This window comes from Frankia sp. AgB32 (assembly GCF_023243045.1).
Taxonomy (GTDB): Bacteria; Actinomycetota; Actinomycetes; order Frankiales; family Frankiaceae; genus Frankia.
Map to the genome: position 1 here is coordinate 1 of NZ_JALKFX010000043.1, position 20,601 is coordinate 20,601.

Annotated in this window: 20 protein-coding genes and 4 tRNA genes; 16 read left to right on the forward strand and 8 right to left on the reverse strand. The window is 71.1% G+C overall.

Annotated features, from left to right (window positions below):
* Positions 1–800 (forward strand): polyprenyl synthetase family protein (locus tag MXD60_RS14925; RefSeq protein ID WP_248819671.1); only part of this gene is annotated, 800 nt, incomplete at its 5' end.
* Positions 801–921: 121 nt separating this feature from the next.
* On the opposite strand, the gene MXD60_RS14930 is transcribed toward MXD60_RS14925, so the two are convergent.
* From MXD60_RS14930 to MXD60_RS14940, 3 genes are all read right to left on the reverse strand, one after another.
* Positions 922–2,391: a MotB domain-containing protein gene (locus MXD60_RS14930; RefSeq protein ID WP_248819672.1), complete on the reverse strand. Its 1,470-nt coding sequence runs from the start codon at positions 2,389–2,391 to the stop codon at positions 922–924.
* A gap of 429 nt (positions 2,392–2,820) precedes the next feature.
* A complete protein-coding gene (locus MXD60_RS14935) occupies positions 2,821–3,882 on the reverse strand; it encodes a 2-oxoacid:ferredoxin oxidoreductase subunit beta (protein ID WP_248819673.1) in 1,062 nt (353 codons plus the stop codon).
* A complete protein-coding gene (locus tag MXD60_RS14940) occupies positions 3,879–5,762 on the reverse strand; it encodes a 2-oxoacid:acceptor oxidoreductase subunit alpha (protein ID WP_248819674.1) in 1,884 nt (627 codons plus the stop codon). Before MXD60_RS14940 ends, MXD60_RS14935 begins: the two co-directional genes overlap by 4 nt.
* A gap of 504 nt (positions 5,763–6,266) precedes the next feature.
* Between MXD60_RS14940 and MXD60_RS14945 the strand changes: the two genes are divergently transcribed.
* Together MXD60_RS14945 and htpX are read left to right on the forward strand one after the other, a co-directional pair.
* On the forward strand, positions 6,267–7,382 hold the full coding sequence (locus tag MXD60_RS14945) for a Rossmann-like and DUF2520 domain-containing protein (protein ID WP_248819675.1): 1,116 nt from the start codon (positions 6,267–6,269) through the stop codon (positions 7,380–7,382).
* Between the two features lie 120 nt (positions 7,383–7,502).
* Positions 7,503–8,378, forward strand: a complete 876-nt coding sequence (htpX, locus tag MXD60_RS14950; protein WP_248819716.1) for a zinc metalloprotease HtpX — start codon at positions 7,503–7,505, stop codon at positions 8,376–8,378.
* Between the two features lie 280 nt (positions 8,379–8,658).
* On the opposite strand, the gene MXD60_RS14955 is transcribed toward htpX, so the two are convergent.
* Positions 8,659–9,147 (reverse strand): YajQ family cyclic di-GMP-binding protein, encoded by a 489-nt coding sequence (locus MXD60_RS14955; RefSeq protein ID WP_248819676.1) that lies wholly within the window; start codon positions 9,145–9,147, stop codon positions 8,659–8,661.
* 188 nt (positions 9,148–9,335) lie between these two features.
* Between MXD60_RS14955 and MXD60_RS14960 the strand changes: the two genes are divergently transcribed.
* Positions 9,336–9,420 (forward strand) — tRNA-Tyr (locus tag MXD60_RS14960).
* A 154-nt stretch (positions 9,421–9,574) separates the two neighbouring features.
* Here MXD60_RS14960 and pyrE read toward each other — a convergent pair.
* Positions 9,575–10,105 carry an orotate phosphoribosyltransferase gene (pyrE, locus tag MXD60_RS14965; RefSeq protein WP_248819677.1) on the reverse strand — a complete coding sequence of 177 codons (531 nt, stop codon included), beginning with the start codon at positions 10,103–10,105 and terminating at the stop codon, positions 9,575–9,577.
* A gap of 98 nt (positions 10,106–10,203) precedes the next feature.
* Between pyrE and MXD60_RS14970 the strand changes: the two genes are divergently transcribed.
* A complete protein-coding gene (locus tag MXD60_RS14970; RefSeq protein ID WP_248819678.1) occupies positions 10,204–10,758 on the forward strand; it encodes a gamma-glutamylcyclotransferase family protein in 555 nt (184 codons plus the stop codon).
* 98 nt (positions 10,759–10,856) lie between these two features.
* On the opposite strand, the gene MXD60_RS14975 is transcribed toward MXD60_RS14970, so the two are convergent.
* Positions 10,857–11,477: a DUF7144 family membrane protein gene (locus MXD60_RS14975; RefSeq protein ID WP_248819679.1), complete on the reverse strand. Its 621-nt coding sequence runs from the start codon at positions 11,475–11,477 to the stop codon at positions 10,857–10,859.
* Positions 11,478–11,737: 260 nt separating this feature from the next.
* On the reverse strand, positions 11,738–13,336 hold the full coding sequence (locus MXD60_RS14980) for a GH25 family lysozyme (RefSeq protein WP_308222483.1): 1,599 nt from the start codon (positions 13,334–13,336) through the stop codon (positions 11,738–11,740).
* 388 nt (positions 13,337–13,724) lie between these two features.
* On the opposite strand from MXD60_RS14980, the gene MXD60_RS14985 reads away from it, so the two are divergent.
* The 5 genes from MXD60_RS14985 to MXD60_RS15005 all read left to right on the forward strand — a co-directional run bounded on the left by MXD60_RS14985 (position 13,725) and on the right by MXD60_RS15005 (position 15,391).
* A tRNA-Thr gene (locus MXD60_RS14985) sits at positions 13,725–13,800 on the forward strand.
* Between the two features lie 99 nt (positions 13,801–13,899).
* Positions 13,900–13,973: transfer RNA gene (locus MXD60_RS14990), tRNA-Met, on the forward strand.
* A gap of 97 nt (positions 13,974–14,070) precedes the next feature.
* On the forward strand, positions 14,071–14,235 hold the full coding sequence (rpmG, locus tag MXD60_RS14995) for a 50S ribosomal protein L33 (RefSeq protein WP_009740545.1): 165 nt from the start codon (positions 14,071–14,073) through the stop codon (positions 14,233–14,235).
* 248 nt (positions 14,236–14,483) lie between these two features.
* Complete coding sequence (locus MXD60_RS15000) at positions 14,484–14,966, forward strand: FAS1-like dehydratase domain-containing protein (protein WP_248819718.1); 483 nt, start codon at positions 14,484–14,486, stop codon at positions 14,964–14,966.
* Positions 14,963–15,391, forward strand: coding sequence for a MaoC family dehydratase (locus tag MXD60_RS15005; protein WP_248819680.1), 429 nt, complete (start codon positions 14,963–14,965; stop codon positions 15,389–15,391). Before MXD60_RS15000 ends, MXD60_RS15005 begins: the two co-directional genes overlap by 4 nt.
* Before the next feature lie 16 nt (positions 15,392–15,407).
* On the opposite strand, the gene MXD60_RS15010 is transcribed toward MXD60_RS15005, so the two are convergent.
* Positions 15,408–16,616, reverse strand: a complete 1,209-nt coding sequence (locus MXD60_RS15010) for a pyridoxal phosphate-dependent aminotransferase (protein WP_248819681.1) — start codon at positions 16,614–16,616, stop codon at positions 15,408–15,410.
* A gap of 393 nt (positions 16,617–17,009) precedes the next feature.
* Here MXD60_RS15010 and MXD60_RS15015 point away from each other — a divergent pair.
* From MXD60_RS15015 to rplJ, 6 genes are all read left to right on the forward strand, one after another.
* A tRNA-Trp gene (locus tag MXD60_RS15015) sits at positions 17,010–17,082 on the forward strand.
* A gap of 48 nt (positions 17,083–17,130) precedes the next feature.
* On the forward strand, positions 17,131–17,379 hold the full coding sequence (gene secE, locus MXD60_RS15020; protein WP_308222485.1) for a preprotein translocase subunit SecE: 249 nt from the start codon (positions 17,131–17,133) through the stop codon (positions 17,377–17,379).
* 163 nt (positions 17,380–17,542) lie between these two features.
* Complete coding sequence (gene nusG / locus MXD60_RS15025) at positions 17,543–18,391, forward strand: transcription termination/antitermination protein NusG (RefSeq protein ID WP_248819683.1); 849 nt, start codon at positions 17,543–17,545, stop codon at positions 18,389–18,391.
* A gap of 35 nt (positions 18,392–18,426) precedes the next feature.
* Positions 18,427–18,861, forward strand: coding sequence for a 50S ribosomal protein L11 (gene rplK / locus MXD60_RS15030; protein WP_248819684.1), 435 nt, complete (start codon positions 18,427–18,429; stop codon positions 18,859–18,861).
* Positions 18,862–19,015: 154 nt separating this feature from the next.
* Positions 19,016–19,750, forward strand: coding sequence for a 50S ribosomal protein L1 (gene rplA / locus MXD60_RS15035; protein ID WP_248819685.1), 735 nt, complete (start codon positions 19,016–19,018; stop codon positions 19,748–19,750).
* 261 nt (positions 19,751–20,011) lie between these two features.
* Positions 20,012–20,578 carry a 50S ribosomal protein L10 gene (gene rplJ / locus MXD60_RS15040; RefSeq protein WP_248819686.1) on the forward strand — a complete coding sequence of 189 codons (567 nt, stop codon included), beginning with the start codon at positions 20,012–20,014 and terminating at the stop codon, positions 20,576–20,578.
* The last annotated feature ends 23 nt before the right edge of the window (positions 20,579–20,601 follow it).

Here is a 20,601-nt window from a genome sequence, read left to right on the forward strand (position 1 = left end):
TCAGGGCCCGGAGGGTCGGGCACCCACCAGCCGCAGGCGGCCCTGCGCCGTCACCGCGAGCAGGGTCGAGGCGGCCCCCCGCGCCCCCGGGGCGCCGGGGCGCCGCGTCCGCCAACGCCCGGTGGACGAACACGGTCGCCATCCTCACCGGCGACTACCTGTTCGCCCGCGCGTCCGACATCACCGCCGACCTCGGCCCGGACGCGACCCGGATCCTCGCCCGCACCATCGCCACCCTGTGCGAGGGACAGATCCGGGAGACTGTCGGCCCCGCGGCGGGGCAGGACCCGGTGGCGCACTACCTGCGGGTCGTGACCGAGAAGACCGCCTCGCTGATCGCCACCTCGGGTCGGCTCGGCGCGATGCTCGCCGGCGCCGACCCGATCACCGTGGACACGCTCGCGACCTTCGGTGAGCTGTTCGGGGTGGCCTTCCAGCTTTCCGACGACATCATCGATGTGGCCTCCGACCCGGCCGACTCCGGCAAGACGCCCGGCACCGACCTGCGTGAGGGTGTCCCGACGCTGCCGGTGCTCTACGCGCTGCAGTCCGACGACCGGCCCGCAGCCCGCCTGCGTGAGCTCATCACGTCGGACTTCGCCGCCGGCGGCGGGAACCCGGAGGAGGGCGTCGCGGAGGCGCTGGACCTGCTGCGCGGGCACGAGGGCCTGGCGCGGGCGCGCCGTGAGCTGGTCGCCTGGTCGTCGCGGGCGCGCGAGTGCCTGGCGCCGCTGCCCGACAACGCGGCGAAGACCGCTCTGCAGTCGCTGACCGACTTCGTCATCGACCGGACGGGCTGACCCACCCGGCGATCTCCGGAAACGCCGCCGGGGCGGCCCCCTGCGGCGCCGCCCCGGTCAGATCGGGTCAGTTCAGTGCAACGCTAGGTTCAGTGCACGCTAGGTTCAGTGCACGCTAGGTTCAGTGCACGCTCCAGAAGGAGCCGGTGGTGCTGGCGGGCCGGGCCGCCGCGGTGCTCGTGCTCGTCGCCGCGGGCGCGGCGGACGGCGGGCACGGGTGGGTTGCCGTCGGCGTGGCGGTGCTGGTTGACGTCGTGCTGGTTGACGTCGTGGCGTGCGACGCGGTCGGCGCGGTGGTGGCCGCCTTGGCGGGCTGCGTGCTGTGCAGCGGCGTGACGGGAATCGGCGTCGGATCGAACGGCAGTGAGCCTCCGCCGCTCGGCGCCGTCGGGGTGGCGGTCGCCGGGCTCGCCGGGTCGAACGGCAGGCCGCCGGACGTCGGCGTCGAGCTGACGGGCGTGGGCGAGCCGGTCGAACCCGTTGGCGTCGCCGTCGTGCCGCTCGCGGCCGGACTCGCTGCCGTCGTGGTGGCGGTCGGGGTCGGGGTGAGGCCGCGCAGGTCGGTCGGGCCAGTGGTCGGCTGGTCGTCGCGCGGAACCAGCGTGATGACCGGAATCGGCGCGGTGGACGGCCCCAGGCTCGTCGTGGTGACCGAGTTCTGGCCGGAGCCGGCGCTGTCGGCGCTCGGTGCGGGCTCCGCCCGGGGCGGGGCGGACTGAGCCCGGCTGCGCGACGCCGATGGCTGCGACGCGCTGAACACGTCGGAGCTGCCGGTGTACTGGATGCGCGGGGCGTCGCCCGCGCCGGCGGCCGCCGCGGCGCCGGTCGGGTCACCGCCGAGGGTCACCCCCGCGACGATGGCCGACAGGCCGGCGAGAGACACCGTGCCGGCGGCGGCGAGGCGGACCCTGCCGTTGCCCCGGCGGACCGGTGCCCGGTGCGCGCCCGGTGCGCGGACGGCCGCGGCGGCATCCCGACTGGGGCGGGACGGCCCGGTGCCGGCTCGCGGAACCGGCATCCGGCTGGCGGTGAAGGAGTCGCCGGCGAACTGCTGCCCGCGGGCGGACGCGACGAACCGGGCGGTGGCCGGACTGGCGGCGCCACCGGCGCCCACCGGGCGTCCGCCGGCGAGGTTGGCGCGGGCGTCGCCTGCCCAGCCGCTGTCCGCCGGCTCGTCGAGGTCCCAGTCGTCCTCGCCCCACTCGTCGTCCGCGAACGGACCACCTTGGGCGGCCGACGGGCCGGCGGTGAACGGAGCACCGGTGTCGTAGGCACTCGCGGTGGCGTACGGATCAACCGCTCCGTACGAACCACCGGCGGTGTACGAACCACCGGCGGTGTAGGGGTTGGCGGGGGCCGCCGCCTCCCGAGCCCGGCGGGCGGTGGTGCTGACCGACAGCGGACCGGTGATGGTGTCCGGCTCGCCGGGCGGGCCGAACGGCGGTCGGGAGGGGATCCCGCCGAAGCGGGCGGTTGGTGCCGCGGTCGTCCTGAGGGAACCGCGTCCGGGCGGCGGGGCCTGGCGGTCGGCGGTGCCGTGCCGTGCGGCCGAGCCCTGGCGGGAATGCCGGCCGGCAGAATGGCTACCCACGGTGACCTCCGGCGGACGGGCACCCGGTGGAACGGATCAGCCGGCGATCATCCTGTGACCCTGGCAGGGGGAAACGGACCGTCTTGGCAAGGACGGCATGGACACTGCCCGTCGACGAACGCGGCTGGGCCGCGGGCCGCGGACTGAGGGTTCGATGACCCTGCACTGCGCCTCCGGCTGCACTGGTGTGGTGAGCCCCCCCGGGCCGCACGGCACCCCCACGCGCGCCATCACCTTACCCGACGCACAACGGACCGGCCAATACCAGACATATGTCCGCTAACTTTCTGAAATTAGCTAGCCGTTATCAGCCCTCGTTGTTGTCGGCGCCGTCCAACGCACGAGGCCGGGGCCGCACCGTGAAGGTGCCACCCCGGCCTCGCCGGTGCCCGTGCCGGGCTCAGGTCCCGATCAGTCGATGGTCCCCGATCAGTCGATGGTCCAGGTCTCCCCGCCGGAGATGAGCGACATCAGGTCGCCCTCGCCCTGGCGCGCCCTGGCGTCGCTGATCTGCTTGTTGAACGCCTCGTCGTAGGTCGGCACGTCGACGTTGCGGAAGATCCCGATGGGGGTGACCCCGTGGGTGTCCCCGGTGATGCGGGACAGCGCGAACGCCTGGCTCGGGTCCGTCGCCGCGGCGTCGTGCACGAGCACGCCGGGATCGTCGGCGGACACGACCTCGAGGCTGCCGTCCGGCGCGCGCCGGACACCCTTGTCGCCCTCGGCGCCGAAGACAAGCGGCTCGCCGTGCGCCAGGCGCAGCGTCGCGTCGTCCTTGGTGCTCCGGTCCTTGAGCGGCTCGAACGCGCCGTCGTTGAAGATGTTGCAGTTCTGGAAGATCTCAACGAACGCGGTGCCCGGGTGCTCCGCCGCCGCGCGCAGCACCGAGGTGAGGTGCGCCCGGTCGGAGTCGATCGAACGGCCGACGAACGTGGCCTCCGCGCCGATCGCCAGCGAGACCGGGTTGTACGGCCGGTCCAGCGAGCCGAACGGCGTCGACTTGGTGATCTTGCCGACCTCGGAGGTGGGCGAGTACTGCCCCTTCGTCAGGCCGTAGATCCGGTTGTTGAACATCAGGATCTTGACGTTGACGTTGCGGCGCAGCGCGTGCAGCAGGTGGTTGCCGCCGATGGACAGCGCGTCGCCGTCACCGGTGACGACCCAGACCGACAGGTCCGGGCGCGAGGTGGCGAGACCGGTGGCGATCGTCGGCGCCCGCCCGTGGATGGAGTGCATCCCGTAGGTCTGCAGGTAGTACGGGAACCGCGAGGAGCAGCCGATCCCGGAGACGAAGACGATGTTCTCCCGCGCCACGCCGAGCTCGGGCAGGAAGCCCTGCACGGTGGCGAGGATGGCGTAGTCACCGCAGCCCGGGCACCAGCGCACCTCCTGGTCGGAGGTGAACTCCTTGCGGTTCTGCTGGGACGGTGCCGCCGGCACCAGGTCGAGCAGCCGGTTGCTGATCCCGGAACGGTTCGTCGTGACGGTCACTGGTTGATCACGTCCTCCAAGACACCAGCCAGTTCTGCAGCCTTGAACGGCAGTCCGCGGACCTGGTTGTAGCCGATCGCGTCGACGAGGTATTCGGCCCGGATGAGCATCCGCAGCTGGCCGAGGTTCATCTCGGGGATGACCACCTTGTCGTACGAACGCAGGATCTCCCCGGTGTTGGCCGGGAAGGGGTTGAGATGACGCAGGTGCGCCTGGGCGACCTTGAGGCCCTTTGCCCGGACCCGCCGGCAGCCGGCCGCGATCGGGCCGTAGGTGGAGCCCCAGCCGAGCACGAGCACGCGCGCCTCGCCGGACGGGTCCTCGATCTCCAGCGACGGGATGTCGCCCGCGATACCGGCGACCTTGGCGGCCCGCAGCCGGACCATCCGATCATGGTTCGCCGGGTCGTAGGAGATGTTCCCCTGCCCGTCGGACTTCTCGATCCCGCCGATGCGGTGCTCCAGCCCGGCGGTGCCGGGGATCGCCCACGGCCGGGCGAGGGTCTCCGGGTCACGCAGGTAGGGCCAGAACTCCGGCCCCTTCGTCCCGGTGTGGTTCGGCTCCGTGGCGAAGGAGACGGTCAGGTCCGGCAGTTCCTCGCGGGTCGGCAGCAGCCACGGCTCCGAGCCGTTGGCCAGGTAGCCGTCGGAGAGCAGGAAGACCGGGGTGCGGTACTTCGTCGCGAGCCGAGCGGCCTCGACGGCGGCGTTGAAGCAGTCGCCGGGGGAGCGGGGCGCCACGATCGGCACCGGAGCCTCGCCGTTGCGGCCGAACATGGCCTGCAGCAGGTCGGACTGCTCGGTCTTGGTCGGCAGTCCGGTGGACGGACCGCCACGCTGGATGTCGACGATGACCAGCGGCAGCTCCAGGCTGACCGCGAGGCCGATGGTCTCGCTCTTGAGCGCGACGCCCGGCCCGGAGGTGGTGGTGACGCCCAGCGAGCCGCCGAAGGAGGCGCCCAGCGCCGCGCCGATGCCGGCGATCTCGTCCTCGGCCTGGAAGGTCCGCACGCCGAACCGCTTGTGCTTGCTCAGCTCGTGCAGGATGTCGGAGGCCGGGGTGATCGGGTAAGAGCCGAGGTACACCTGAAGCCCGGTCAGCTCGCCCGCGGCGATGAGGCCGTAGGACAGGGCGAGGTTGCCGCTGATGCGCCGGTAGGTCCCGGACTTCATCCGGGCGGGCGCCACCTCGTAGGTGACGGTGAACGACTCGGTCGTCTCGCCGTAGTTGAACCCGGCGCGGAAGGCCGCGATGTTGGCCGCCGCGATCTCCGGCCGCTTCCCGAACTTCTTCTCCAGGAAGCTGACCGTGCCCTCGGTGGGCCGGTGGTAGAGCCAGCACATGAGACCGAGGGCGAACATGTTCTTCGCCCGCTCGGCCTCCTTCTTGTTGACCCCGCCGCCACCGTCCGTGGCGTGCACGGCGTTGATGGTCATCGAGGTCAGTGGCACCCGGTGCACGACGAAGGGGTCGACCGTGCCGTCGGTCAGCGGGTCGGTGGCGTACCCGGCCTTCTTCAGGTTGCCGCTGGTGAAGGAATCCGTGTTGACAATGAGGTTCGCACCGGGAGGCAGATCCTTCAGATTTGCCTTCAGGGCGGCCGGATTCATTGCGACCAGGACGTCCGGTGCGTCACCGGGGGTGAGAATGTCGTGGTCGGAGAAATGTAGCTGGAATCCGGATACGCCGGCGGGCGTGCCGGCTGGAGCGCGGATTTCCGCGGGGAAGTCCGGAAGCGTCGAGAGGTCGTTGCCAAACGTTGCCGTCTCGCTGGTGAACTGCTCTCCGGTGAGTTGCATACCGTCGCCGGAGTCGCCCGCAAAGCGCACGACGACTCTGTCGAGTCGGCGAGTCTCCCTCTCCCTGACCTGCTCAGACACCTTCAGTAACCTCCTCGGGTACCACACCAGCCTACCGGCTGTAGCAATGAGGTGTGTGCGGCGTGCCGGCCCGGCCGATCCCCCGATACGACATGCCGATCGAACCCGAATTCGTGATCTGGGGCTTCTCTGCCCATGCGTGGTTGACTGATTACCGTATGTATGTGTTTCTGTCCGATGTCGCCGGACTTCCTTCGTCCGGATGTGACCGATCTCGCTCGGGAGGATCGGCGCGCACCGGAAAATCTGGTGCGTGGATCACCTCGCCGGGAATCACGCTCTCGCGCTGAATGCCGACCGAGAGGATCCGGCGGCATGGTCGGTCCGGGAGCAGACACTCCCGTAACTCCCGTCATCACCCAGTGTGTGCGACTCACCGCCCTCTGTTGCCACCGTGCGGGGAGGAGCCGCTAGCCCGAGAGTATCGGCACAGAGGCTCCAGGCGGGTGGTGTCGGCAGGCCGACGCCCGGCGCGCGGGAGCCGCCCGACGCCACCATCGAGGCATGACCCGACCTCTCCCGCCGGCGCCGCGACCCGCCGGCGGCCATGGCCGCCCGCGCGACCTGCCATCGGGCGGCGCCGTACCGCCCGGGCCCGGACCCTCGCCGGCGAGGGCGTCCGCGCCGGTCACGACACTCGCGGCAGAGCGGGCCGCGGACCCGTCGGCAGCCGTCCGCACGCCGGGTGAGCAGGCCGCGAGCAGGGCGGCGGGCGCCGCCCGGGAGTCGGTCGGCCTCGTCGGCGCCGGCCGTGCCGGGAGCGCCGTCGCGCTGGCCCTGGCCAGCGTGGGGCACCCGGTGGTGGCGGTGGTTACCCGGTCGGAGGTGGCGCGGGCGCGCGCGGCAGGCCGTTTCCCGGCCGCGCGGATCGGGTCACTCGAGCGGGTCGCGGACGGGCTGCGCGCCGCCGACCTCCTGCTCGTCGCCGTGCCGGACGACGCGATCGCGCCGACGGTGCAGCGGCTCGCGGCGCTCGGCGCGCTACGCGCCGGACAGGCCCTGGCCCACCTCAGTGGTCGGCACGGACTGCGGGCCCTGACCGCCGGTGTCGAGCCCGGCGCCGCGCGGATCGCGATGCATCCGATCATGACTCTGCCCGGGGACCGTGATGATCCGGGGGTGTTCGCGGGGGTGCCGTTCGGGGTCACCGCGGATCCCGGCGCGGCCGCGCTGGCCCGGCGCCTGGTCACCGGGATCGGCGGCACCCTGGTCGAGGTCGCCGATGATCGGCGTGAGCTGTATCACGCCGCGGTGGTGCTCGGCGGCAACTTCCTGGCCAGCCTGACCCTGGCGGCCCGGGAAGCGCTCGCCGCGGCCGGCCTCCCGGAACCGGCCGTCGCGCTGGGTCCGCTGCTGCGCGCCTCCCTGGACAACGCGCTGGCGGGCGGCTGGCCGGCGGCGACCGGGCCGATTCGCCGGGCGGACGTCGGCACGGTCCTCGCGCACCGGCGGGCGCTGGCCGAGGTCGATCCGGCCCTGGCCGAGGTCTACCGGGCACTGGCGAGCTTCACCACCGACGAGCTGGCACGCGCGAACCTGCTCGGCGAGGCGGCTGCCGGGCGGCTGCGCACCGCCCTGGAAAACCGGCCGTCACCTGGGCCGTCGTCACCTGGGCCGTAGTCGCCGTGAGGCCGCCCGACCGGTCAGGAGGCATCACCCACACCCATTGCGGGAACGTTGCTCCGGCATCCCCGCGTTGACACAGGTGCACCGGCACTACAGGACGGACACCCGATCGCCATGCCACACCGTCACCTCAATGGTCTGAAGACCGCACTGCTGCTGGGCGTGCTGTCCGCCGCCATCCTCCTGGTCGGCTCGCTTTTCGGCCGCGGCGGTCTGCTCGTCGCGCTGGTGATCGCGCTCGCGATGAACGGCTTCTCCTTCTTTTTCTCGGACCGCATCGCGCTGCGGGCGATGCGTGCGTATCCGGTGACCCAGGTCGAGCAGCCCCGGCTGTACGCCATCGTCGCCGATCTCGCCCGAAGTGCCCGAATGCCGATGCCGCGGCTGTACCTGAGCCCGACCGGTTCGCCCAACGCGTTCGCCACCGGCCGCAACCCGCGCAATGCCGCAGTCTGCTGCACCGAGGGCATCATGGACCTGATGGACGACCGCGAGCTGCGCGGAGTCCTCGGCCACGAACTCAGCCACGTCTACAATCGTGACATTCTTATTGCCTCGGTGGCGGGTGCCCTGGCCAGCGTCATCGTGTATCTGGCGAACATGGCGCAGTTCCTGGCCATCTTCGGCGGTGGGCGGGACGACGAAGGTGGCCCGGGTATCTTCGAGCTGCTTCTGCTGATGATCCTCGGCCCGGTCGCGGCCTCCATCATCCAGCTCGCCATCAGCCGGGCGCGGGAGTACCAGGCGGACGAGTCGGGTGCGACCCTCACCGGCGATCCGCTCGGGCTGGCCGGCGCACTGCGCAAACTGGAGACCGGTGCATCCGCCCGGCCGCTGCCGCAGACCTCGAGGCTGGGGCCCGCCGCGGCGTTGATGATTGCCAACCCGTTCCGGGGCGGCGGTGTCGGCAAGCTGTTCTCGACCCATCCGCCCATGAACGAGCGGATCGCGCGTCTGGAGCAGATGGCCCGCATGAATCCGTATCGATGAGTGTGCGAGTTGGTCGTCCTGTTGCCTGTTGTGGTGTCTCGGGATTAATGCGGAGGCTTCGGAGGTAGCATTTTGAGATCGGCCGTGCGCGCGGGACGCCAGCCCGGAGGGGAGGCGCCAGCTCGGCAGCCAGCTGGGTAGGTGGCGCTGGCCGGGAAGGTGGTTTCCGCCGGCAGCGCATCGTCCCGCGGCCATGACCGCGGCGGAGCGAACCCCCCAGGTTCCGCCGCATGCACCCCGCCCGAAACCCCCCATCGGGCGGGGTGCGCCGTTTGCGGCGTCAGCGGTAGTTGACGAACTGAAGCGGAACCTCGAAGTCCTCCGCCTTCAGCAGCTGGATGACCCGCTGCAGGTCGTCCCGCTTTTTGCCGGTTACCCGGAGCTGGTCTCCCTGTATCTGGGCCTGCACTCCCTTGGGCCCGTCCGCCCGAATCTTCTTGGCGATCGCCTTCGCCTTCTCGTCGGCGATGCCCTGCTGGACGGTCACCGACAGGCGGAACTCCTTGCCCGACTGCTTTGGCTCGTCGAACGACAGGGCCTTGAGGGATATCCCGCGCTTGACGAACTTCTCCTGCAGGACGTCGAGCACCGCCTTGACCCGCTCGTCCGTGTTCGCTACGAGCAGAATCGACTCCCCGGAGAGCTTCGCGGAGGCGCCGGTGTCCCGGAAGTCGAAGCGGTTCCCGATCTCCTTGGCCGTCTGGTTGACGGCGTTGTCGATCTCCTGTGCGTCGACTTTGCTGACGATGTCAAAGGACGGGTCTGCCACGTGTGCGGACCTCCTGTTCGGTGTCGAGGGCGGGATAAGCGTGACGAACCGGACACTCAGCGTGGTGGTTCTGGTCGAATCTGTGACCGATAACCCACGTCTCACTGCCGCGATCACACGCCAGCGGCGGGGCTCGGGCGATACCGCCCTCCCGATGGTCCTCCAGGACCGGTATGCTCGTCGACGACGGCAGGTTGCCCGAGTGGCCAAAGGGAGCGGTCTGTAAAACCGCCGGCTCAGCCTACGATGGTTCGAACCCATCACCTGCCACCACCCCGGCTCCCAGTCCGGACAACGCTGGGTACTCAGGCCTCGGAGTCACTCCGAGGCCTGACTCAGTTCCACGGCCGGGGCCGAAGCGTCCCGGCCGTTTCTCCCCGGCCCTCCACCCGTCGCCTCGCCGCCAGCTGGGTGATCTGCCCGGTTACTACCCGGCGGCGGCTTCCAGATCCGTGCGGGTCAGCAGGGGGTGGAGGCGCAGACCGAGTTCGGCCAGGCGCTCGCGGCCGCCCTCCTCGCGGTCGATGACGCACAGCACGTCCTCGACGGTCGCGCCCTCGGCGCGAAGCACGTGGGTCGCGTCGAGCACGGCGCCGCCCGACGTCACGACGTCCTCGACCAGAACGATCCGGCGGCCGGCGATGTCGCCGCCCTCCGCGATCCGCCGGGTGCCGTACTCCTTGGCCTTCTTGCGCACGAACCTGGTGGGCAGGCCGGTGCGCGCGGACAGCAGGGTGGCGAGGGGCACGCCGCCGAGCTCGAGACCGGCGAGAACCTCGGTGCCGGCGGGGACGAGGTCGATCAGGCCGGCCACGATCGTGGCGAGCAGCGCCGGATCCGCCTCGAAGAGGTACTTGTCGAAGTACTCCGTACTGGTCCGGCCCGACCGGAGGAGGAACGTGCCGGTCAGATGGGATGCTGCCCGCACGTTGGCGGCCAGCGTCGCGATGTCGCTCACGTCAGTGGACTCTAGAACAGCCGTCCGGCACCACGGGGTGCTCCGTCGAGGACCGGGATCTGCCAGGGCCGGCGGCCAGGCGCCGTTACCGTCGAGTCATGTCGCCCACTGCCGATCGTCGACCGCCGGCCGCGACGGCACCGGCCGCGGGGTCCGAGCCGGACCTGTTCGTCTACGGAACGCTGATGTTTCCCGAGGTGCTGTCGACGCTGATCGGTCGCGTTCCGGTGATGGAGCCGGCGAGTGCCCCGGGCTGGCGCGCCGCGCCGCTGCGTGACCGCGTGTACCCGGGCCTGGTTCGGCAGCCGGACGCGCAGCGCGCTGCGGCGCACCTGCTGAACCTGAGGGTTCCGAGCACCCGGGTCGCCGGCGGCGACCGCGCGGAGAAGGTCGCTGCGGCGGCAGCCGGCAGAAGGCTCCGCGGGCTGACGGCCGAGGAGCGGGCGGTCTTCGACGCCTTCGAGGGGGCGGCGTACGACGCAGGCCCGCTCGTCCTCGCGGACGGGCGGGCCTGCGTGGCCTATCTGTGGCTGGATCCCGGCGAGGTCATCGTCGGGACCTGGGACGCCGAGCGGTTCGCCGAGTGTCACCTGTCCTGGTATGTGCGGCGGTGCGCGGCGTGGCGGGCTCGGCTCGCCGATCCGACGTTCTGAGCCGAGACCCGCCACGGGTCGTCGCGCGTCACCCGCTGTCCCGAGCCGTACCCCGCCGAACATGGCGGGTCGCGGCTCGGGATCCCCGGCCGGAGACGTCAGCCGGCGACGGGAGGTCCGTCGTCGCGGCCGCGGCCCTGGCTGCCGTACCCGCCCGGGCCGTAACCGCCAGCCCCGGTGGATCCGCCGCGATCGGGCGGCTCGGAGTAGCCTCCGGTGCCACCCGCGGAGCCGGTGCCGCCATGGGTGGCCGTCGCGTGTTCGGCGCGGCGGCCGACGCCCGCGGCTCGGCCGGCGGGAGTGCTGACGCCGGCCCGGTCGCTCGGGTAGGGCTCCTGGTCGCCGCCGCGGGCCGGCTCATGGGCGAGCAGGGCGTAGATCACCAGGATGTCGATCGCGATGATGACGACCGACCAGACCGGGAACGCGGCCATGAAGGCGAGCTGGCCGATCGCGTTGATGGTCGCGATCGCGACGCCGCCCCAGCGGGCGGCTTCGTTACGCATGTAGATCCCGACGGCGATCACCATCTCGACGATGCCGACCGTGATCCACAGCCAACCCCAGAAGTTCCGGTCGGCGTAGATCACGTTCGTATCGCCGGTGGTCAGGTTGTTCACGATCACCGCGTAGTCGCGCAGGGACGCGATTCCGTAGATCAGGTTGTGAAATCCGACGATAAACATGATCACGGCGGCGAAGGTGAGCCATCCGCTCATCGGGCGTATCGCCCGGTTTTCTGCCATCTGGTCCTCCCCGTTCGACGCCGGTGCCTCGCTCGGCCGGAGAACCGTCTCGCCCCGGTGATGGCGGACGTCCGGGGTGGACGGGCGCGACCATGTGGTCGCGGCGGGTCGATACCCGCACCGCGCGGCCCTGCGTCTCATTGGTAGTCAGATGACTACCGTCCGCTGTTCAGGTGCGATACCCGCCGCGCGCCGTCGTCACCCCTGCTCGGTCGCGCCTGGTCCGGCCACCGCTACCCGAGGGGTACCTGCGTCACCTGGTTGGTCGCCGCGTCCCAGCGCAGCCGGCCGCGTTGGAAGTCGCTCTGCCGGCCGCCGGGCACCGAGTACTCGTCGGACGTGGGCAGCCCGAGCGCCGAGCTCGAGCCGCCCAGGGCGAGATAGGTCTGCAGGATCCGGCCGTTGACGACGTGGGCGCCGGTGGCGGGATGCCAGTAGATCCAGCCGCCCTGGAAGCGGGCCTGCTGGCCGCCGGGCGCGGTGGTGTTCTCGATGTCGGTCACCGGCCGGTGCAGGAAGCTGTTCGAGCCGCCGACTGCCAGGTACTTCGGCGCGATCGGGCCCCACAGGGCATGTACCCCGGTCGCCACCGACCAGTAGGCCAGGCCGTTGGTGTACTGCTGCCAGCGGCCCCCGCCGCCGGCCGGGTTCTCGACCCCGACCGGCGCGCCGAGTGCCAGCGCGACCAGCCCGGCACCCGCGTGCCACTTCTGGATCTCGCTGCGGGTTCCGTCCGCCTGGGCCGCGAGGGCGGTCGTGGTGCAGCACAGCACGTTCATGTCGACCGCGCCGGCGATCCCGGGCACGGTGCCGCCCGAGGTGTACTGCCACAGTGCCCAGTTCGGCCAGCCACCCGGCAGGACACCAGGGGTCGCCTGGTCGTTGTAGATCGCGAACCAGATCGGGTACTTCGTGAAGTCGTGGGAGTCGCCCATCTTGTCGGTCCAGAACGACCGGTAGGTGTAAAGGATGGGCGTCCGTCCGGTCTCCGACTCCACCTCCTCCAGGAAGGCGTGGACCCAGGCGGCCAGGGCGACGGGATCGAGCCCGCCGTTGTCCTCCAGGTCCAGCGCCGGCGCGAGGTGACCCGCGGTGCGGGTCAGGCCGGTGACGGCGATGAAGTGCCGGGCCTGCTCCACGGCGGTGGAGATGGCCGCGCTCGGCCGGGCGTAGTGGTAGGCGCCGACGATCAGGCCCGCCCTGGTCGCGGCGTCGCGGTCGGCGGCGAAGTACGGGTTGGTGTAGGCCGTGCCCTCGGTTGCCTTGATGAGGGCGAAGCTCAGCCCCGAGGCGCGGGCGGCGGTCCAGTCGATCGGCCCGCCGCCGGGATGCTGCCAGGAGGCGACGTCAACGCCCCGCGGCCACAGCGGCGAGGGCGTCGCGCCCCGGGCGACCGTGGGCCCGGACAGGGTCAACGCGGCGGCGGTCAGTGCCGCGACGCTCAGTAGTCGGCGGGGCAGCGGGATCGTCGTCAGTGGCCGGCTCCGCCGGGGTTCCCGCGGTGCGATCTGTCGGGTCGTCCCGGGGGCCGGGGCGACCCGCGCGGCCTCGGGTTCCGGTCGGCGCGAACGGTCCTGGTCCACCCGGGGCAGGGGCAGAGGCAGGGGCAGGACGACACCAGGTGGCAGCGGAGTGCCGGGTTGGATCGGGATGCCGTTCGGCTGGGGCCGTGTCGCGGCCGCGATGGCGTGCGGCGGCGCGCCGGCGGGTCGCGCGTCCGTCACCCGGTCGGCCTGCGGCCCGGCCCCGGCGATCTCGTCGGGGCCGGAGGTGCGGTCGGGTGGGTCGGTCCGGAGGAGCGGAGACCGGCCAGGACGCTGCGTGTGACGCATGGGCAACCCTCGATGCTCGGGAGGCGGCGCTCGGGAGGCTCGGGAACCGGTTGGTCGCGTCCGGCTGGAGCGCTCCAACGGTGCGCTACACGCTAAGCATCGAAGGAATTACTTACAGCTATCAAAGCTCAGGGAGTCCGAGTTGTTCACTACGGACAGTTGTTTCACGCGCCGATCTCGCCATCTTCTGGATGGAACGGACGACGGGTCGGGCGTGCTGGCGCGCCACCGGGTGAAGCGGCCGAAGGTGGATGTATCGGCCGCGCGGGCGTCCGATCGGCCGGAATCGGGGTGGCCGAGGGGTTGCTCCGCATCGTCGGGGCGAAGTGGGTGGGGGTGGCGCCCCAACTCGGCTCAGCGTCGTGTAATCTGAGCACCGCGACCTCGCGCCCCTTTAGCTCAGTCGGCAGAGCGTCTCCATGGTAAGGAGAAGGTCTACGGTTCGATTCCGTAAAGGGGCTCCACGTTCCAGTCCTCGGGCAGGTTCGTGTCCGAGATGAGCGGTCTTGCCGGTTCTCTCGGGTAAGGTGGTCGGGTCCCCGGTTGTCCGGGAGACCAACCCTGGCGGTGTAGCTCAGCCTGGTAGAGCAAGCGGCTCATAATCGCTGTGTCGCCGGTTCAAGTCCGGCCACCGCTACTATCGGGGCGCGGCGCGCCGTGTCCCTCGAAGGGCTCGCGGTCCGCCCGCGTTGCCCGTTACGTTCACCACCCCGACCCAGGAAGAGGCTCGCGCCGTGGCCGCCACTGACGTTCGCCCGAAGATCACGATGGCGTGCCAGGTGTGCAAGCACCGGAACTACATCACCCGCAAGAACCGGCGCAACGACCCGGACCGCCTCGAGCTGAAGAAGTTCTGCCCGAACTGCGGCAAGCACACGGAGCACCGCGAGACCCGCTGACCACTCGCGGGTCCGGTCGTTGTACCCCGTCGGCCCAGCTCAACGAAGCCGGCCAGGCGCAATGCCTGGCCGGCTTTCCTGCGTGCCGCCTCAGGACACACCGCCGCCAGCGATCGCGATTCGGGGCCGGGACAGCCGTGATGTGATGTGTCTCCGGGCCGCGCACTGGAATCCCAGGCAACAGCCGGGTCAGCGCACGACGGTCGCGGCGATGTCAGGATCCCCGTGATGCCAGGAACGGAGCCGTGATGCCGCTTAACCAGGACTTCGTGGGGCGACGTTTCGTCTCACCTGTCCCCTTCCAGGTCGGCCGCGAGCACATCCGGCAGTTCGCCCGCGCGGTCGGGGACGACAATCCGCTCCACCACGACGTCGAGGCGGCGAAGGCGGCCGGCTACCCCGACCTCGTCGCGCCGCCGACGTTCCTGGTCACCGCGACCCCCGGGGCACTGGGCCTGCCCACCGACGACCCGGCGCTCGGCCTGGACTACACGCTGATCGTCCACGGCGAGCAGCGCTTCACCCTGCGCCGCCCGGTGGTCGCCGGCGACGAGCTGATCGCGACCTCCACGCTGACCAGCATCCGGACTGCCGGTCGCAACGAGGTGCTCGTCACGACCTACCAGTACGAGACCACCAGCGGCGAGGAGGTCGCGGTCGGCACCTGCACCCTGGTCTCCCGGGGAACGGCGCCGTCGCGGGACGTCCCGGCAGGGGAGGGCACACGATGACGACGACGGTCGGCTACGACGACGTCGAGGTCGGAACCGAGCTACCCGAGCGGCTTTTCCCGCTGCGCCGGGCCGATCTCGTCCGCTACGCCGGGGCTTCCGGGGACTTCAACCCCATCCACTGGAACGAGCGGGTCGCCACCGCGGCCGGCCTGCCCGGAGTGATCGCGCACGGGATGCTGACGATGGCGACGGCTGCCCGGCTCGTGACCGACTGGATCGGCGACCCGGGCGCCGTCCAGGAGTTCGGAGTGAAGTTCTCGTCGCCGGTCGTGGTGCCGGACGACGACGAGGGCGCGACGGTGTCCGTGCGTGGCGTGGTCGAGAAGAAGCTCGACGGCAACCGGGTGGTGGTCAACCTCACCACCCGGTGCCGCGGCGAGAAGGTGCTGATGGCCGCCCGGGCCACCGTGCGGCTGAGCTAGGCGGCCCGGGCCCGGGCTAGCGGGTCTCGGCTAGCAGGCCCGAGATCCGACTGACGCCCTTGACGAGGTCGTCGTCGCTCAGCGCGTATGACAGCCGGGCGAACCCGGGGGTCCCGAACGCCTCGCCGGGGACGATGGCGACGCCGACCTCCTCCAGGATGAGCTGGCACAGCTCGGCGCTGGTGGTCGGCGTGCGTCCGCGCAGTTCGCGCCCGATGGCGCCGACGAGCGACGGGTAGCAGTAGAACGCGCCCTGCGGCAGCGGGCACTCCACGCCCTGGGCCTCGCCGAGCATGCGGTGCATCGTCAGCCGGCGCCGGTCGAACGCGGTGCGCATCTCGGCGACGGCGTCGAGGGGCCCGGTGACCGCGGCGAGCGCGGCGGCCTGGGCGACGTTGGAGACGTTCGACGTCGCATGGGACTGCAGGTTCGCCGCGGCGCTCACGACGTCCTTCGGGCCGATCATCCAGCCCACCCGCCAGCCGGTCATCGCGTAGGTCTTCGCGACCCCGTTCACGATCACGCAGCGGTCGGCCAGCTCGGGGACCTCGACGAGAATCGAGGAGAACCGGGCGTCGCCGTAGACGAGGTGTTCGTAGATCTCGTCGGCGAGCACCCAGATGCCGGCCTGCTCGGCCCAGCGGCCGATCTCGCGGACCTCCTCCGGCGAGTGCACCGCACCGGTCGGGTTGGACGGCGAGCAGAACAGCAGCACCTTCGTGCGCTCGGTGCGCGCCGCCTCGAGCTGCTCGACGGTCACCTTGTAGCCGGCCTCGGGCCCGGTCACCACGTCGACCGGGACGCCGCCGGCGAGCCGGATCGACTCGGGGTAGGTCGTCCAGTACGGCGCGGGCAGCAGCACCTCGTCGCCCGGGTCGAGCAGCGTCGCGAACGCCTCGTAGACGGCCTGCTTGCCGCCGTTGGTCACCAGGACCTGGCTCGCGGGCACGGTCACGCCGGAGTCCCGGGCCGTCTTCTCGGCGACGGCCTCGCGCAACTCGGGCAGGCCGGCGGCCGGGGTGTACCGGTGCATGCGCGGCTCGCTGCACGCCTTCTCGGCGGCGGCGACGATGTGGTCGGGAGTCGGGAAGTCCGGCTCGCCGGCGCCGAAGCCGACGACGTCCTGCCCCGCGGCGCGCATCGCCTTCGCGGTGGCGTCGACGGCCAGCGTGGCGGATGGAGCGATGCCGCCGATGCGGCGTGAGATCCTGCTCATGTCGCCCATGCTGCCACGGATGTTAAGGGTGCGTGACGCCGCACGCGGCCGGGATCGGGTGTCCGTGCGGACCTCGTGGACGGGCCCTGTGGCCTGGTCACTCGCCGCCCCAGCGGCCCGCGGGCCGGGGCAGGCCGGCCGGCGCCCGGCGGGTCTGGCGGCCCCGTCCCGGTGGTGCGTCGGGCGTGGCCGTGGCGGTTCGTCAGGACGGGTCCGGCGCCGGCCGGGGGCCGGATCGACGCCCGGCGCGATCGGCGCGTGCGGGCTCCGGCCGGTGAAGGGGTATGCTCGTTCCGCCCGGGTACCCATTCTGGTGACCGGCTCGGCGGCGGGGACTCTGCGCTACTGTGAGGGTGCGCGCCGTTAGGGTTGGTATGGATGGTGGGGATCAGGGAGTGCTCAAGGGGCGTGGCTCAATTGGTAGAGCACCGGTCTCCAAAACCGGCGGTTGCAGGTTCGAGTCCTGTCGCCCCTGCGCTGTTCGACGGTTGGCTGTTTTCGGCGACAGAGTGGGTGGAGTTGAGTGGCAACCGATACCCGTGACGCGGCACCGCGTTCCAGGGGGGCCACGCGTGCCGCCGCTCGGCGTCGGTATCGGCCTCTGCAGTTCATCCGCGAGGTCATGGCGGAGCTCCGGAAGGTCGTCTATCCGGGGCGGAGCGAGCTGATCACGTATGTGCTGGTCGTGCTCATCTTCGTCACCGTTGTGACGGCCTTCGTGGCCAGTCTCGACTTCGGCTTGACGAAGGCGGTCCTCGCGATCTTCGGCTGACGGCCCCACCGGCCGATGCGGCCAAGGTGGGGCGGACGGGCTGGCGGGTGTTCGACGCCGGGCCGCCAGCCGGTCGGCGGCAGCCCGTCCGTACCAGGCCCGCGCAGCACCCGCTTCGCGGAGTCACAGCAGCAGAAGTATTGACGAGAGAAGGATCGCCCGCGTGTCCCAGTCGCCCGAGAACGCCTCTTCCGAGCAGGGGGAGGCCCTCGCACGTCTCGATCTCCTCGCGGCGTTCGAGAACGACGAGGTGGCGAGCACGGACGCCGGCGCCGAGCCCGACGAGACCCCCACCGCCGACGAGCCGGCCGGCTCCGCGTCCACCGAATCCGCCGAGGAGGGCCCCGCGGGGGACACCCCGGAGGGTGATCTCGCTGCGGAGACACCCGCCGCGGCGGCGCCGGCACCTGCCGCTGCCAGCGCGGCGCCGGACGAGGACGACGACGAGGACGACCTGCGCCGCGCGATCGAGGACGCGCCGGGCGACTGGTACGTCGTGCACTCGTACGCGGGCTACGAGAACAAGGTGAAGACCAACCTCGAGACCCGGATCTCCAGCCTCAACATGGAGGACTACATCTTCCAGATCGAGGTGCCGACCGAGGAGGTCCCGGTCGTCAAGAACGGCAAGCGGCAACTGGTCCAGCAGAAGAAGTACCCGGGTTACATCTACGTCCGGATGGACCTCACCGACCAGTCCTGGTCGGCGGTCCGCAACACTCCGGGTGTGACCGGGTTCGTGGGTCTGACCAACCGGCCCTCGCCGCTGCGTCGCGAGGAGGTTCTGTCGATCCTCGCCCCGGCGGCGCCCAAGGAGAAGAAGGTCGAGACCGTTCGGGTCCAGGAGTTCGAGGTCGGGGAGTCGGTCACCGTCATGGACGGCCCCTTCGCCACGCTCCCCGCGACCATCAGCGAGATCAACCTCGACGCCCAGCGGCTGAAGGTGCTGGTCTCGATCTTTGGTCGGGAGACGCCCGTCGAGCTGCAGTTCAATCAGGTCGCCAAGATCTGATTCGGTCCGTAGAACCCCGGTAGGAAGACGAGCACATGCCGCCCAAGAAGAAGAAGATCACCGCGATCATCAAGCTCCAGATCAACGCCGGCAAGGCCACGCCGGCGCCGCCGGTCGGCCCCGCGCTGGGTCAGCACGGCGTGAACATCATGGAGTTCTGCAAGCAGTACAACGCGGCCACCGAGTCGCAGACCGGCAACGTCGTGCCGGTCGAGATCTCCGTGTTCGACGACCGCTCGTTCTCGTTCGTGACGAAGACGCCGCCGGCCGCGCGCCTGATCCTCAAGGCCGCCGGGGTCGAGAAGGGCAGTGGCACGCCGCACCGGGACAAGGTCGCGAAGCTGACCACCGCCCAGGTGCGGGAGATCGCCCAAACGAAGCTGCCTGATCTCAACGCCACCACGATCGAGGCTGCCGAGAAGATCATCGCCGGGACCGCCCGCTCCATGGGCATCACGGTCGGCGACTAGTTCACCCGGCTCGCACCACCGCGCCACCCCGCACCACCCGCAGCACCGAACCGACGCCGTGGGAGGGCGGTCGGTGGCGATCCCGCCAGCCCGTCCGCGGGCTTCCGGCCAGGGAACGCCACCTACCCGTCCGCCGGCACCACGAGGAGACAGCATGAAGCGCAGCAAGGCGTATCGCGCCGCCGCAGAGAAGATCAACCCGGAGAACCTCTACAGCCCGCTGGAGGCCGTCCGGCTGGCGCAGGAGACGACGTCGACGAAGTACGACGCGACCGTCGAGGTCGCGATCCGGCTCGGCGTCGACCCGCGCAAGGCGGACCAGATGGTCCGCGGCACGGTGAACCTGCCGCACGGTACCGGCAAGTCGCCCCGGGTCGCCGTCTTCGCCGCGGGCGAGAAGGCCGCTGAGGCCACCGCCGCCGGCGCGGACATCGTCGGCAGCGACGACCTGGTCGCCCGCATCCAGGAAGGCTTCCTGGACTTCGACGCCACGGTCGCGACCCCGGACCAGATGGCCAAGGTCGGTCGGATCGCGCGCATCCTCGGCCCGCGTGGCCTGATGCCGAACCCGAAGACCGGCACGGTCACCCTGGACATCGCCAAGGCGGTCGGCGACATCAAGGGCGGTAAGATCAACTTCCGGGTCGACAAGCAGGGCAACCTGCACATCGTCATCGGCAAGGCGAGCTTCTCCGACGCCCAGCTCATCGAGAACTACACGGCCGCCCTCGACGAGATCGTCCGGGTGAAGCCGTCGGCGGCGAAGGGCCGGTACCTCCGGAAGATCACCTTCGCCACCACGATGGGCCCGGGCATCCCGGTCGACCCGAACCGCACCCGTAACCTGTTCGAGGACAACGTCGCGGCCATGAACGCTCGCGTACACTGAGCAGTAACCACCTTTCACGCCGAAGACCGCTGGTCGCCGTCATCTCCGGGCCTGTTCACCCGGAAGGACGGCCGAAGGCCCGATCTCCCCGGGCGGCCCGCGTAGGTGACGGAAGCGAAGGACGGCGGAAGTACATCCGTCGGTGCCGACCCTGGCACCGCCGCGGTGAGTCCGCTCCTCCCGCCCCGTGCGCCTGCGCCGGGGCGTTTGTCGTCTCTCGGGGCTGATCGGATGACCGGCCGACACCCCCGAAGGAGCCCCATGGCGACACCTGAGAAAGCCGCCGCGGTGGCGGAGATCGCCGAGGACTTCCGGTCCTCGACCGCCGCGGTGCTCACGGAGTACCGCGGTCTCTCGGTGAGCCAGCTCACCGAGCTGCGCCGCACCCTCGGCGACGGCGCCCGCTACGCGGTCGTCAAGAACACCCTGACCAAGATCGCGGCTGAGCAGGCCGGCGTCACCGGGCTGGACGACCTGTTCGTCGGCCCGACCGCCGTCGCCTTCGTCTCCGGCGACCCGGTCGAGGCGGCGAAGGGGCTGCGCGACTTCGCCAAGGCGAACCCCGCGCTCGTCGTCAAGGGTGGCATCGTCGAGGGCAAGGCGATGTCCGCCGACGAGATCCGCAAGCTCGCGGACCTCGAGTCCCGGGAGATCCTGCTGGCGAAGCTCGCCGGCGCGATGAAGGGCTCCCTGGCCGGCGCGGTCGGCCTGTTCGCCGCCCCGCTGTCGCAGGTCGCCCGGCTCGCCGAGGCGCTGCGCGAGCAGCGCGCCAGCGAGGCCCCGGCCGCCGAGCCGGCCGCCGAGCCGGCCGAGGCCACCGCGGAGTAGCGGACTCCGCTTTCGCTCCAACG